Below are 12,979 nucleotides of genomic sequence, written 5' to 3'. Positions count from 1 at the left end.
CGGGGGGGTGACCCGCTGTTTCGCGCCGGGGTGTGTCTTGAGGGGTCCCCATAGGACAAAAAACGTCTCATGGGGACCCCTCATGACACACCGGGAACCCGTGAGCTGCCACTGGGCCCAGTCGTCGACGAGGCCTTCTTGATCCGCGTCGAAGATCCGCGACAGCAGGTCCCGCACAGCGGAACCCTCGGTCCCCTGCACCTGCACCTGCACCTCCAGCGTTGTGGAGCCGCGGCACAAACCGCAACTGTTGTCATAAGACAACAGTGACTGTACTGCAGCTGGGGCTGTTGGTCACCCTGGTATCTGCGATGCCGCCGATTCCCGGAATTCCCGCAGGCCGGAGGCGAGTGCCGACCTGGCTTCCGGGGTCAGTTTCGCCAGTACCGACTGCAGGCTTTCGCGGCGCCGGGCGCGCAGATCGCGCAGGTAGGCCGTGCCGCGGTCGCTGAGCCGCAAGGTGAGTTCGCGGCGGCTGTGGGTGCTGGGCAGCCGCTCCAGGAACCCGACGGCCTCCAGCCGGTCGCACAGGCGGCTCACCAGCGGCGGTGTCGAACCGAGTAGTTCGGCGAGGGCGCGCAGGTTCAGTCCGTCGTGGTGGTCGAGCGCCACGACGGCACGTACCTGGGATGTCGACAGCGGACGCGGTGACGCCTCGCGAGCCCGTTCGAACATGATCTCGAGCAGCTCAGCCGTCTCGGCCACGGCCGCCGCCACCGTTTCGGGGTCGGGCGGTTCGGTGGACCGATTCACAGAACCCACTCTCGCATCCTTATGCTGGACTGTCAGCTCAGCTCACTGCGGCGCGTCCTGGACAGGTCCGGCGGAGCGACGCAGGCGTACCCCGAGTGCCCACGTCAGGCACCGGTTCCGGGCGAGCGGGAGGCCACGCGGTGGACAGATCCTTGGCAGTCGAACGTACCCTGCGCGGCGTCCAGCCGCATGCCCTGCTCGACGGGCTGCGCTCGGCGTTGCAGGAGCACTTCGGCGCCGTCGAGGTCGAGTTGCTGATGGCCGACTACGGCCTCTCCGAACTGCGCCGGGTGACCGTGTTGCCGTTCACCGCCGAGCCGATGCCGGTTTCCGGCACGACAGCGGGCGAAGCCTTCACCGCCCAGCTCGCGACGTTCGAGATTGTCGAGCACGGCGTGCGAGCCCACCTCCCGGTCACCGTGCGCGGCGACGGCTTCGGTGTTCTGGTCGTCACCCTGCCGGAGGAGCCGGAGCCACCGGTCTGGGCCGAACTCGGCCGGCTCGCGGAGGCGCTCGGGCACGAGGTTTTCGTCGCCGACCGTGACACCGACCTTTATGTGCAGGCCCGCCGCTCGTCGCGACTGACCCTCGCCGCCGAGATGCAGTGGCAGCTGTTGCCCGGCCGTGCGTGTGCCCGGCCCGAGTTCGCCCTCGGCGGCCAGCTCGAACCCGCCTATGCCATCTACGGCGACTGTTTCGACTGGTCGGCCTCCGCGCACAGGCTGTCGGTCACGCTGGTCAACGGCATGGGCGAGGGCACCAGTGCCGCGCTGCTGACCAACCTCGCCGTCAACGCGCTGCGCAACGCTCGCCGGGCCGGGATCGGGCTGGACGCCCAGGCCGAACTCGCCGACCAGGCCCTCTACGCCCAATACCGGGGCCAGGAGTACGTCGCGACCCTTCTGCTGGAATTCGACCTCGCGACCGGCGAGATCACCGCGGTCGACGCCGGATCACCCCGCCTGTGGAGGCTGCGTGACGGCATCGCCGACCAGGTCCGCTTCGACGAACAACTTCCGCTCGGCACGTTCGAGGACACGGCGTACACCGTCGAGCGCCTGCGGGCGGTGCCCGGTGATCGCTACGTGTTCGTCAGCGACGGTGTCTACAACACGTCCGGCCCACACGGCGAACTCTACGGTGACCGCGACCTGACCCAGGCCGTCGTCGCGACCGCGGATCTGCCCGCCGCGCACGTCCCGGGCGCCGTTCTTGCCGAGCTGCACGACCGCCGCGACGGCGGCCTGGCGGCTGACGACGCCATGGTCGTCTGCCTCGACTGGTTCGGCCCCAAACCTGACTCCGGCGACGTGACCGGGATCGCAACGGTGACCACGTCGGCGAGGCAGGACGGAAGTCACACGATCGGGTCGTGACGATCTTCTGCGGCGCGGTTTGCGTGGGGGTCGTGAGTGATTTGGGTCGTTCTAACCCTCAATGCCACTCACGACCCGTCGGCGCGACTACCGAGATCGGTTCTCAGCCTTTCTCGACTTCATTCCGGAATCCGCATGACCACAACCTCCCGGCGTGGGCGTCACCGGCGCGTGACGGCCTCCGACGTCACCGATGATCGATCAGTGGCAGCGCGGCGAAGGTGTGGTCGTGCGAGATCAGCCGGGAGGCTTCTTCCGGATAGGTGACGACGGCCGGTCGGGGGCAACGCTGAACGGTAGGCCACTTCGTCTCACATTTGTCTCTGACAACAGCGACCAACCTGGCACGACATCGTCGGAAACGATCCAGGACTCGTCCCGTCTTGATGTGCGAAAGTTGGTGCGTGGGCGAGTTGGATGACGAGCAGCGCGAGCGGATACACGACCTGAAGCGGCTGACCTGGCGCGGAGTGCTGATCGGTGGTGCGGTCCTGGTCTTCGCGATTGTCGCGGGAGTGTTCCTGTCCGATGACTGGACGGCGTTCCTGGTCACGGGCTCAGTGAGCCTCGTGCTGACCATCGTCGTGTTTCTCTCGCAGTGGCGCTACCTCCGGCGCGGCCCGTTCCCTCGGCTGCCCGCCGGCATGCGTGACGGCACTACGTCCTCATCCAGTGAGGAATAGCCGCTGCTGATCGGCCGGCAGCCCAAGACGCCTGAGTTCACGACGCTGCGCGACGTGCGGCGGCCTGTTCGGAAAACGCGGTGCCTCAGGATGGCGCCGTCGAGATCTGCCCGCGAGGACAAGAATTTTTCCGGCGAGCAAGCCTTGCCCGAACGGGTGAGTCACATTATTACCGAAGCTCACCTCGTGAGCGGTCGCGTCGGTTGCCACTGAAGTGGTTAGGTAGTCGTTCGAGGGCGGAGGGCTGAGGACCGTGGGCTGGTGTCCGGGGAGGGTGCGCTAGGCAAGCAACGGCATGTCGGCGAGTGCGGGCTCGCTGGGGAAGGTTGCTGGCTGGTGAGCGATGGCATTCGGTCGTCGTCGGGCGGAGATCCTGACGACGACCTACTGTTGTGCGCTTTCGTCGTGTGCGGGGTGGCTCAGCTACCTCTCTCTGTGCTCGCCGCGGCAAGCGGAGCACACGGTACGACTCTCCAAGCACAACTGCAGCGCCTGTCCGAACGTCGCCTGGTGGCCATGGCAGGACCGGCAACCAAGGGCGCGACAGGCACGGTCGTCAGCACTCGGAGCCAACTGGTGGAACTTCCATCCGTGAAGGGGAAGTCCCTCGCGTTACGCATTGGACACCATCTCCAAGCTATGGCCGAGACCAGCGCGATCAGGGCTGGTCGCGCCGTTACGGGTGACGCATCGGCTAGTCGACCCGACGACGTCGACGTGGCTGAGCTGAGGTCGGTGTGCTGGTCTGTCGTGGGAGTGATGCGCTGGGAACTCGAGCACGGGATGGCAGCGGACGCGGTGAAACTGGCCCGCGCGTGGTGGCCAGTGGCCGGATGGGTGGCTGATCCGGCGTGGACGAAAGAGTTCGCCGACGTGGGCGAGCGCGCGGCGATCGAACTCCGCGACCCGGCCGCTCTGATCGAACTGCTGACAATGGCCGCGGAGTGCGCGGACCTGGCCGGTGATTGGCTCGCGGCCGAGGCACGCTGGGTCCGGGTGCTCAGCCTCGCCCGTGCTCAAAAGAAACATGATGTTGTCTGCGCGACCTTGTCGACGCTGGGGAATTTCTACCGGCGGTGGGGCCGTTTGCACCGGGCCATGGACGTCCTTTCCGATCTCGTCGCCACCTGTGATCGTGTCGCTGACACTCGTGGTGCGCTAGTGGCGCAGCGTGACTTGGCCGTGGTGCTCCTTGATGCCGATCGTGCCGCCGCGGCTGTTCCGCACCTGGTTCGCGCTGTCGGGGTCGCCGCTGAGGACGACACGGTCGAGGAGAGCACCCACGCTGAATTGCTGATCATGCTTGGCCACGCGTACTGGAGGAGCGACAAGATTCGCGCCGGCAGGGAGGCTTTCAGTGGTGCGCTGGCACTTCTGGTGGACATCGACGCCGACGGGGCTGATTACGTGCGGTCGTTGCTGGCTACGCCGGACGGCGGATCGTTGCCTGTGAGGGCTTCCGACGCCCTTGAGCAAGGCGGATGGCGAACACGGCCACCGTGATGGCGGAGACCACGAGACCGGCCACGTGGATGCCTGTTCCGCGCCAGCGGCACATTCGCGCGCGGTGTCGGCCGGACTGTCTGTGCCGGCAGGGGGCAGGTGATGACATCGCAGATTTCCTCGATACGGCAAGAAGAGTGTGTGCGGGCGAGGTCAGTGTGCTGATCACTCGAAGATCGTGTCGTCACTGGCAGGCGGAATGGGGTCGAGAATGCTGAGCAGCTCCAGAACATCGTGGGCGATATAGATCTTGTTGTACTTGGCGTTGTCCTTCACCGTCAGCAGCCCGGCGCGCTCGAGTTTGGTGGCGACGTCGTTCGCGCCCTTGATCGAGATGCCGAATCGTTCCGCGATCAAATGGTGATTGGTCACCGGCATCCCGATCAGCTCGCCGGCCACTCGCCGGGCGTTGCCTGTTCCGGGCACTGCTTCGAGGTGGTCCGATCGCAGCTTCTCCATGCGCTTGATGAGATGGATCTGCTCGGCGCACAGCTCGTGCACACCTTTGGCGAAGAACACCACGAAGTCCTCGAAGCTTCCGGTGTCGACGACGGAGCGCAGCTGCCGGTAGTACTCGTCCCGGTGGCGGTCGAGCCAGCGCGACAGCGGCAGGATCTGGTCTCTCAAGACGCCGGCGCGGACCAGGTCCAAGCTGACGTACAGCCGTGCGACGTAGCCATTGCCTCCGGCGAACGGGTGGATCAACTCCAGTTGCGGGTGCCCGATGGCGACCTTGGCGACCAGCGGCATGTCATGGTCCGAGCGCACCCATTCCTGCCACTGCTGTGCCGTTGCCTGTAGGTGAGGACCGGGCGGGGTGTGGGCGACGACGGCCGAGCCGTCGCGGCCACTGATCCAGCTTGTCCGTTCGCGCCAGAACTGGGCCTCCGCCGCGGACGGTGTCGGCACCGGGCCGAGCTGGCGACTGATCCCGCCCAGCAAGGGCAGATCGATGTCCCCACCGGCGCGGACTTTGTCGAAGGCACGTTGGCTCGCGTCCAGGTAACGGGTGATCGCCTCGACCGCGGGCTCGGCAACGGTCTTCGCACCCGGCAATTTGGCCAGCAAGACATCCTTCAACGAGACACTGGCGTCCTCTAGCGCGGCGGAGCTCTGTGCCTCACGCAGCATCGTGTAGTGCACAAGGTATGACCGGTCCGGCAATCGCTCGGCCGCCTCGTCGAGACGCCCGAGTGCCTGCTCTGCTCCAGCCAGAACCCGGTGGGTGCTGGTCGTCAATACCACCTCGGAAGGCAGCGGGCGCGGTACCCAAGCTCCTTCTCTGCGGATGGCATCCGGGATGTCACCCTCCTCAGCCACGGGCACCCACTTACCGCCGGTGGCATCGCGTTGTGTCATGTCCAAAGCCTTCACGAACCCACCTGAATGCCGCAAACGGTGGAATTGACTAATTCAAGATCAACTTTGTCTGGGTTTCTGTTTCAGCCTTTGCCTATCCGTCATGACGCTCATGGGTGGTCCGTTCTGGCGTGGAGGGCGAATAAGGCCAGTTCAGGCTAGTCAGCGCTTGCGAGCCCGCAAATGTCGAACGTCGATCTCGACAGGGGTCATCGCGACCGAAATGATCTCGAGTCACTGCACGGCTCAGCGTTTCGCGCATCTGGGAAGCCTCTACGTCCGAGAAGCTTCACCTGAAAGGATGCAACCTTTGCCAAATATGCGTGTCCGGGATGCACATCAGGAGAGATCCCGGTCGTTGGCTGTGACCTTCTGGATCACCTCGGCGAGTCCGTGATGGTTGATATCGCCCCGTTCGCAGGCCTCCTGATGGCGGCGCCTGAGCCAGGTGAGCAGTTTGGTTTGGTCGATCTGGATCGCCGGCCGAATGATGACCTGGCTGGGACCCAGTCTGCGTACGAGGGCCCAGGCCTGCATGAGTTCCTCCACGGGTTGAGCCACGTCGGACGGTTCCACGATGGAGCACAGAAGGACTTCGAGCAGTACCCGCAGTTCCGGTTCCTGCTGGGGGATCACACCGCGCTGCAGCCAATCGGACAGAGTGCTTTTCCGAGTGGGGTGGCCTGAGTCGAAGTCCATGGTCGCTTGTACGACCTGCCGCAACGACATCCCGGCGCGTTCGTGCAGTTGCTTCAGGACGGCGGTGAAGTCGGCTCGGCTCTGGATCCGGTCGAACCGCGGCAGGCCGGAAGGCTCGACGGCGGGCAGCGGAGACGGGATACCGGCGCGCTGGGCAGCGGTCTCGGCCTCCTGATACAGCCGAAGAACTTGGTCGATGTCTTGTTGCGTGCCGTAGCAACCCCGGACGATGCCGAGGTAGACCTTCGGATCGAGTAAAACGGGGGAATCCGGGTCCCACGCGGAGGTGATGATGTAATCGGGGATGCCAGGAAGCTCGCGCTGGATCCGCCACAGGTTGCTGTTGACCGCGAACCCGCGAAGCTGATGATGCAGCCGACGGATCGCCGCGACGGGATCGGGCGTGTCGGTCACGAGCGAGCAACGGGGACAACCTCGATCGCGTCTCGCCCAACGATGCCTGTTCTGGATGCACGTGGTGCGCCGGCGAGGATGCCGAGGCCGAGCCCCGCCGCGGCCGCTGGGTCCAGTCCGTGCTCAAGCAGGACGACGGTGAACAGCATCGTCGTGATCACCGTCGTGAGCTGGTGAAGGGCGGCGGCGCGGCAGACACGGCGCGAGCTGACCGTGAACGAGGGCGGCGCGGAGGTCGGCGACATGGGTAGTGATTCCTTCTCGGCTGGCGTGGTCAGCGGCCGGACGCTCTGGGTGTGGTGCAACACCGGATTCATCGCGGTGACCGCTCAATGTGACTTTCGATCGAACACGACACCGTCCACATGACACAAGTCAGAAGAGCCGTTTCGGCGTCCGGGTTCTATCCGGACACCGAAGGCATCCCCAGGGCGAGTGAAATCTTTTTCTCGACTAGTCCGCTCCTATTACTCGACTTGTTCACTTGTCGTGATCATGAAACATGACAAAGTGCCTGTTCAATGAGGGAGCGAGGACACAAAAGCGCGGTGCGCGGAGCTGCCGGACCAGCTGCCGGGCTCTGTCTGGGATAGGCGTAATGGAGTATGGTCGTCCGGCATAACCACCACGGACGGCGAACTATGCGGCGGCAGGGAATCACTCGCCGGGGCGTCGAGTGGTGAAGTCCTGGTTCTCGGTCCGCCCTCTGGCGTGGGTGAGTGGCCGAGTAAGTCGGGTACCTGGGCGGCCCCGGTGCAGGGAGCCGCCCAGGGCTCGGCATCTGGCAGGTTTTCGCTGTCAGAACACGTTCCCTGTCTCCGCGCCGGGTGCGCGGCCTTGCGGTGAGGCATTACACGAATGGGGGGCAGTGCTGGGAACGAAAGAAAGAGCCGACTAATCGCGCGCGGCAACAGCTGAGGGGCGTTGTCAGGGGGAGTACCCCGCGATCGTTGGTGTGCGCACGAAAGGGCGCAGAGGGAATGTGGCAACCGGACCGGTTGCGTGCTTATCCGCGCGCCGACCGCGCCCATCACCAGCGCGGCGCAGGGGCAGGTCCGTTCTCGGCGGGCTCGCGACGACCGATCACTTCACGACCAAGACGCTGAGCATCGAAGATCGTCGGCTGATCTTGTTTCTCATTGTGGTGCTCGTCGACAACGACGGATGCCTCACCGGCCTCTACGAACGGATCGCAGGCGAGTTCTCCCAGCCGTCGCGCTTACAGTGCGGCGCGGGTGGGTAGATCACGCGATATGAACCGGTGGAAATCAGTGATTCGACGGCCGCGACCTGGTCTGATTCCCTTCGCCGATGCGTTGGAGGCGGTGGGCGGCGATGGAGCCATGGGCACGTATGCGGATGAGGTTCCACTGCCTCAGGTGCTTGGCTCGGTGTCCCGCTCGGACGATTTCGATCACCAGTTCAGGCCCCGCAGGCGCACGGCCCGATACGAATCGGCCCTCGCGCGGTTACGTGCCGGGGACGCTCCTCCGCCTGTCGAGGTCGTTCGGCTCGGACAGCTCTACTTCGTGTCCGACGGGCACCATCGAGTGGCCGCGGCCCGGGCTCAAGGCTGGACCCATATCCCTGCCAACGTTCGACGGATCTGCTCCGTCGCCTACGTGTGCAGTTGCGTGTCGGCCGCTGACCTTCCCGCCAAGGCAGCCGAACGGCGATTCCTGGAAGAAGTCCCGCTGCCCGCGCCTCTCCGCCGCGACCTGTGGCTCGACCGCCCCGCGGACTGGTCACGACTGGCCGACTCCGCACTCGCATGGGGATTCCGACGCCAACGCGACGGCGAGGCCACCCGCGCGGACGTCGACGCGCACAGCCTCGCCAGCACCTGGTGGGTCGAGGAAGTGGCGCCGGCGGTCGACCGCATCCGCGAGAACGCACCAACCGACCTCGTCGACGTCCAGCTTTACATCACCGAGCTGGCCCGCCGCGACGGCGTAGCGGAACTTCGCTGGCCGCCCTCTCATTGCTGCCCCGACCACACCCGGCAATCCTGAGAACCACCAGCCAGAGGCCGCGAAACGCCGCAGTCGAGCGCCCTGCGGACTGCTTTCCTGAACAGGGAATTCAGGAAAGCAGTCCGCGCCGGATACAGGATGTGTCAGTGACGCTTTCTGGACTGGCGCCTACTTGTGCGCCGGAGTTTCCCGTGGATGGTTTTTCAGCAGGGCATCGCTGTGTTTCTGGGCGGATGTATGGCGCGGGTCGGTGAAGGTGGACATGCCGGGCACCAGGAGGACGAGCACGGCGGTGGCGGCCACCAGTAGGCCGCTGATGGCCAGGACGGCCTGACTGCCAGCGATGGTGATGATCGCGGGCAGGAAGGCCAGGCCGAGTGGGCTCATGCCGTAGGAGACCAGGAAGTCCAGTGATGAGATCCGTGCCTGCAGGTGTGGTGGGATCTCTCGCTGAATGGCGGTGAACCAGGGAATGTTGAAAATTTCGATGCCCGCGCCGCCTATCGCGCAGCACGCGATGACAATCCAGGCGTGTTGGGCGAAAGCGAGCGACAGCGGAACCAGTCCGTAGCTGCCGAGCATGATCATCGCCGGCACACCGGGACGCCGAGGGCGCCATCGGCTCATGAGCAGCGCGCCGCCGACCGCGCCGAGGCTGTAGGCACCCAGTGAGGCTCCGATGAGCCAGTCGCCGCCGAAGCGGTCGCGACCGACGACGGGCAGCATAAGGTATTTCGACGCCTCACCAAGCGCGAGCCAGACGATCAGCGCGGCCAGCCCGGCCAGGAACCACCGGTGCCGACGGGCTTCTTTTATACCGGCACCGAAGTCAGCGAAGAGTCCGCTGGACTCCGTTTTGTCCTGCACCGGCCGGTTCCGGGCGAGCAAACCCGCCAGTGCGGCGGAGACCAGCCACAACGCGGCGGAGATGAACAGGCTGAGTCCGCGGTCGGCTACGGCGTAGAGCGCCACCGCCGCACTCGGGCCGGCGACCAGACAAATTCTCATGCTGAGCGTGGTGGCCGCGTTGGCCGCTTGCCGCTGGTCTTCGGGCACCAGTTGGCCGACCAACGCTTGGTAGGCGCTGCGGAACACGCCTTCGCCGGCTCCGGCGAGGAACACCGCGGCACACAACGCGACCGCAGGCAGGTCGAGGAAAGCGGCGACCGCCGCCGACCCTGCCGCACGCAGCAGGCTGGAGCCGACCAGCACCATCGCCCGGGGGTAGCGGTCGGCGATGACGCCTGCGGGAAGGGCACCCAAGACGAAGCCGAGCGTGCGCGCGCCCAGCACCAGGCCGAGGGTGGTGAAACCATCTTGGCGGTCGATGACCGCCAAGATCAGCGCGGTCGGCATCAGGCCCGTCGCCGCTGCGGATGCGGTATAGCTCAGCCACAAACGGAGAAACGCGGGTTGACGCAGCACCGTGATCACGCGCTCGCCTCGCCGACCAGCGTCTTGCTGGGCGAGCCCAGCTGCTCGCCGAGGTCCGGCAGGTAGTTGGCACACTCCTGGTCCGGCCGGAGGGAGTAGGGCACGAGCCGTGCCGCGCGGGTTCGCAGCCCACTGATCGAGCGATCGGTGGAAATTCCGTTCTCGTGCAGCCAATCGTCGTTGAACGCGGTGCTCAGGTAGCGTTCCCCGCGGTCAGACGCCAGCAACGCCACCCGCTGCCGGGCGTTCCCCCGCATCGCCGTCGCCAGTGCGACGGTGAGGGCGGCACCGGTGGAGACCCCGGCGAGCACGCCTTCGGCGCTGGTCAACGTCCGGCAGGCGCGGTAGGCGTCTTCGTCGGTGACCTTGTAGACCTCGTCGACGGCAGACAGGTCTTCGAGGTTGACCGGAGTCCAGCTCAACCCCACGCCCGGCGTCAGATAGGCGTGCGCGCGCCCGCCGAACACCGTCGAGCCGTCGACGTCGACACCGATCACCGTGACTTGTGGCGCGCGCCGGGCGATCACTCGGGCGATGCCGCCGAGGTGGCCGCCGGTACTGACGGTGCACACGATCGCTGTCAGTTCAGGGCCGGCTTGGGACAGCAGTTCTTCGGCGGTGGTGCGGCTGTGCGCGTCACTGTTGAGCGGGTTGAAGCATTGATCCGGCCGGAAGGAGTTCGGGATTTGCCGATGCAGCTGGTTGGCCAGCGCTATCCGGGTTTTATGGTACGAGCCGGAATCGTCCTGCTCGTCCACGACGATGATTTCCGCACCGAACGCTTCGAGCAAGGCGCGGTTGGTGGTGGTGAGTTTCGGATCGACGACGGCGATGACCTGGTAGCCGCGTGACGCGCCGAACATCGCCAAGGCGATTCCGAAATTGCCCGAGGACGATTCGATGATCGTTCCCCCGGGACGAAGGGCGCCGCTGTTTTCGGCGTGGCGGATGATATGCGCCGCAGGGCGGTCCTTGAGGCTGCCGCCGGGATTCGCTCCCTCCAGTTTGATGATCACCTCCGCCTCACCTGGCAGCGTGAGGTTGCGCAGGCGGACGATCGGAGTTTCACCGACCGCGTCCAGTAATTCAGGCAGGACAGGGGAAATTGTCGGGGTCATGACCATTCTCCAAGGTCTGTCGCGTGATCGCGGTACAGGATTCAGATGGCGCTGGCCCTCACGCCGAGGCGTGAGCTGAGCGTCATCAGTTCCGTGCGATGCAGACAGACAGGAGAAGGAGGCGTCCGAAAAGCGGTGGAGGACGAGCGATCCCAGTTTCGCGGCTGCACTCCGAGCCCATGGCCGAGCACCACGTGTCGTGACTCGGGAAAGGTAGAGCGATCGGGGGCGCTTGGAGGTCGGTAGCGGTATGACGAGCCTCGGCTAGCGAGTGCAGGCTGTCGGGATCGTGGACGAGTTGTCCACACGTGTCGTCACGTCTGACTGGGTGTGATGTGAAATCACCGATGACACTCGCCGGGCTGGACACCGCGGTGGTGGTGTGCTCGTCACCGTTGCAGACGCACGAAGCGAGATACAGGGAAAGAAGGCTGGCGATAATCAGGAAAGCCACGTGTCGCGAAAAGTAAATGCCGCTGCGTGGGTTGCTCTGATGATCGGGCATGGTGCCCGAACCGTACTGGCGACGAGACAGGACTTGCCACCTCCGAACGGAGGGTGATCTGGCTGCGGTCTAGAGTATTAGGTTATTTGCCGCGTCGGGACTACGCCAGCTGGGTCATCATTTGCAACGGACTGAGGTATGTTATATCCCTGCGCGACTGTGTCTTCTGCTGGGCGGAGACTGATGTCGCTTACTCGATTCCTGTTTATGTATCGGAAGTCTTGAGGCCCGTTGCGGAACTGGAGTGCCCTGGCCGAACTCGGTTAGCGAACGTCGTGCTGACGAGACCTGAAACCGGCGTGTCGCGCATATGTGGTTCTGGTGCTGGCCTACTGCCTCGGACTCGGATTGCTCTTCGTGCTGATCGCCCTCGGGGCGGCTGGGCAGTCCGCTCGACCACGTGGCTGCGGCGTCACGTGCGCGGCGTGCCACTGCCGGGAGTGACCTGCTACCCCCTAGGGGTAATGCGGTCAACTTGTCGCGCTGTGGCGGTCGACACCCTGCTAGGTACCCCCGGGGGGTAGACACGAGTACCCCCTATGGGTATAAATCACGGCAGGGAGCACGCCGTTCCCCCGGCCGAAAGGGGCCGGCCGCGCGGTGGGCCGGAGTCACAGGAGGAAGACGATGCACGGGTACGCGGACAACAAGGAAGCGCACCAGCGTCGCCTTCGCCGGATCGAAGGACAGATTCGCGGGCTGCAGCGCATGGTCGACGAGGACAAGTACTGCATCGACGTGCTGACGCAGATCTCGGCGGCGACCCGGGCTTTGCAGGCCGTCTCGCTGTCGTTGCTCGACGAGCACCTGCAGCACTGTGTGCGCAATGCGATCACCGAGGGCGGTGCGGAGACCGACGAGAAGATCCGCGAAGCCAGTGACGCGATCGCCCGGCTGGTCCGGTCCTGAAATCACCACAACACACAGAGAAGGAAGAGAACGATGGCTGAGACCGTGTACACCGTTGAGGGAATGACCTGCGGCCACTGCGTGAGCTCCGTGACCGAAGAGGTCAGCGGCATCGCGGGCGTGCGGAAGGTGGACGTCGACCTGCCCACAGGAAAGGTCACCGTCACCAGTGATGAGCCGGTCCCCGCCGACAAGGTTCGCGAAGCGGTCACCGAGGCCGGTTACCAGCTCGTCGGCTGAGCGATATCCGAAC

General features: G+C 65.2%; 12 protein-coding genes. 6 read left to right on the top strand and 6 right to left on the bottom strand.

Going from position 1 to position 12,979, the window contains the following annotated elements; genetic code table 11:
• Window positions 1-294: 294 nt before the first annotated feature.
• The gene (locus tag AB0M65_RS09890) at window positions 295-762 is read right to left on the bottom strand and encodes a MarR family transcriptional regulator (RefSeq protein ID WP_364024240.1); all 468 of its coding nucleotides are present in this window, start codon (window positions 760-762) and stop codon (window positions 295-297) included.
• 131 nt (window positions 763-893) lie between these two features.
• Between AB0M65_RS09890 and AB0M65_RS09885 the strand changes: the two genes are divergently transcribed.
• The 3 genes from AB0M65_RS09885 (at window position 894) to AB0M65_RS09875 (ending at window position 4,315) form a co-directional block, all read left to right on the top strand.
• Entirely contained in the window at window positions 894-2,129 is a 1,236-nt protein-coding gene (locus tag AB0M65_RS09885) for a PP2C family protein-serine/threonine phosphatase (protein WP_364024237.1), read from the top strand.
• 404 nt (window positions 2,130-2,533) lie between these two features.
• On the top strand, window positions 2,534-2,812 hold the full coding sequence (locus AB0M65_RS09880) for a hypothetical protein (protein ID WP_364024235.1): 279 nt from the start codon (window positions 2,534-2,536) through the stop codon (window positions 2,810-2,812).
• Window positions 2,813-3,571: 759 nt separating this feature from the next.
• On the top strand, window positions 3,572-4,315 hold the full coding sequence (locus AB0M65_RS09875; RefSeq protein WP_364024232.1) for a hypothetical protein: 744 nt from the start codon (window positions 3,572-3,574) through the stop codon (window positions 4,313-4,315).
• A 165-nt stretch (window positions 4,316-4,480) separates the two neighbouring features.
• On the opposite strand, the gene AB0M65_RS09870 is transcribed toward AB0M65_RS09875, so the two are convergent.
• From AB0M65_RS09870 to AB0M65_RS09860, 3 genes are all read right to left on the bottom strand, one after another.
• Window positions 4,481-5,554: a Fic/DOC family N-terminal domain-containing protein gene (locus AB0M65_RS09870; protein ID WP_364024229.1), complete on the bottom strand. Its 1,074-nt coding sequence runs from the start codon at window positions 5,552-5,554 to the stop codon at window positions 4,481-4,483.
• Between the two features lie 459 nt (window positions 5,555-6,013).
• A complete protein-coding gene (locus AB0M65_RS09865) occupies window positions 6,014-6,787 on the bottom strand; it encodes a hypothetical protein (protein ID WP_364024226.1) in 774 nt (257 codons plus the stop codon).
• Window positions 6,784-7,104, bottom strand: coding sequence for a hypothetical protein (locus tag AB0M65_RS09860; protein ID WP_364024223.1), 321 nt, complete (start codon window positions 7,102-7,104; stop codon window positions 6,784-6,786). The genes AB0M65_RS09865 and AB0M65_RS09860 overlap by 4 nt, the downstream gene beginning before the upstream one ends.
• Window positions 7,105-8,421: 1,317 nt before the next feature.
• Here AB0M65_RS09860 and AB0M65_RS09855 point away from each other — a divergent pair.
• Window positions 8,422-8,799, top strand: a complete 378-nt coding sequence (locus tag AB0M65_RS09855; protein WP_364024220.1) for a hypothetical protein — start codon at window positions 8,422-8,424, stop codon at window positions 8,797-8,799.
• A gap of 129 nt (window positions 8,800-8,928) precedes the next feature.
• On the opposite strand, the gene AB0M65_RS09850 is transcribed toward AB0M65_RS09855, so the two are convergent.
• Window positions 8,929-10,194: an MFS transporter gene (locus AB0M65_RS09850; protein ID WP_364024217.1), complete on the bottom strand. Its 1,266-nt coding sequence runs from the start codon at window positions 10,192-10,194 to the stop codon at window positions 8,929-8,931.
• Window positions 10,191-11,312 (bottom strand): cysteine synthase family protein, encoded by a 1,122-nt coding sequence (locus AB0M65_RS09845; RefSeq protein WP_364024214.1) that lies wholly within the window; start codon window positions 11,310-11,312, stop codon window positions 10,191-10,193. The genes AB0M65_RS09850 and AB0M65_RS09845 overlap by 4 nt, the downstream gene beginning before the upstream one ends.
• Window positions 11,313-12,444: 1,132 nt before the next feature.
• Here AB0M65_RS09845 and AB0M65_RS09840 point away from each other — a divergent pair.
• Entirely contained in the window at window positions 12,445-12,726 is a 282-nt protein-coding gene (locus tag AB0M65_RS09840) for a metal-sensitive transcriptional regulator (protein ID WP_364024211.1), read from the top strand.
• 33 nt (window positions 12,727-12,759) lie between these two features.
• Entirely contained in the window at window positions 12,760-12,966 is a 207-nt protein-coding gene (locus AB0M65_RS09835) for a heavy metal-associated domain-containing protein (RefSeq protein WP_364024208.1), read from the top strand.
• The last annotated feature ends 13 nt before the right edge of the window (window positions 12,967-12,979 follow it).

The organism is Amycolatopsis sp. NPDC051071 (assembly GCF_040682875.1).
GTDB lineage: Bacteria > Actinomycetota > Actinomycetes > Mycobacteriales > Pseudonocardiaceae > Amycolatopsis.
Note: the sequence above shows the minus strand (reverse complement) of the source record. Positions and strands in the feature narration are given on the sequence as shown.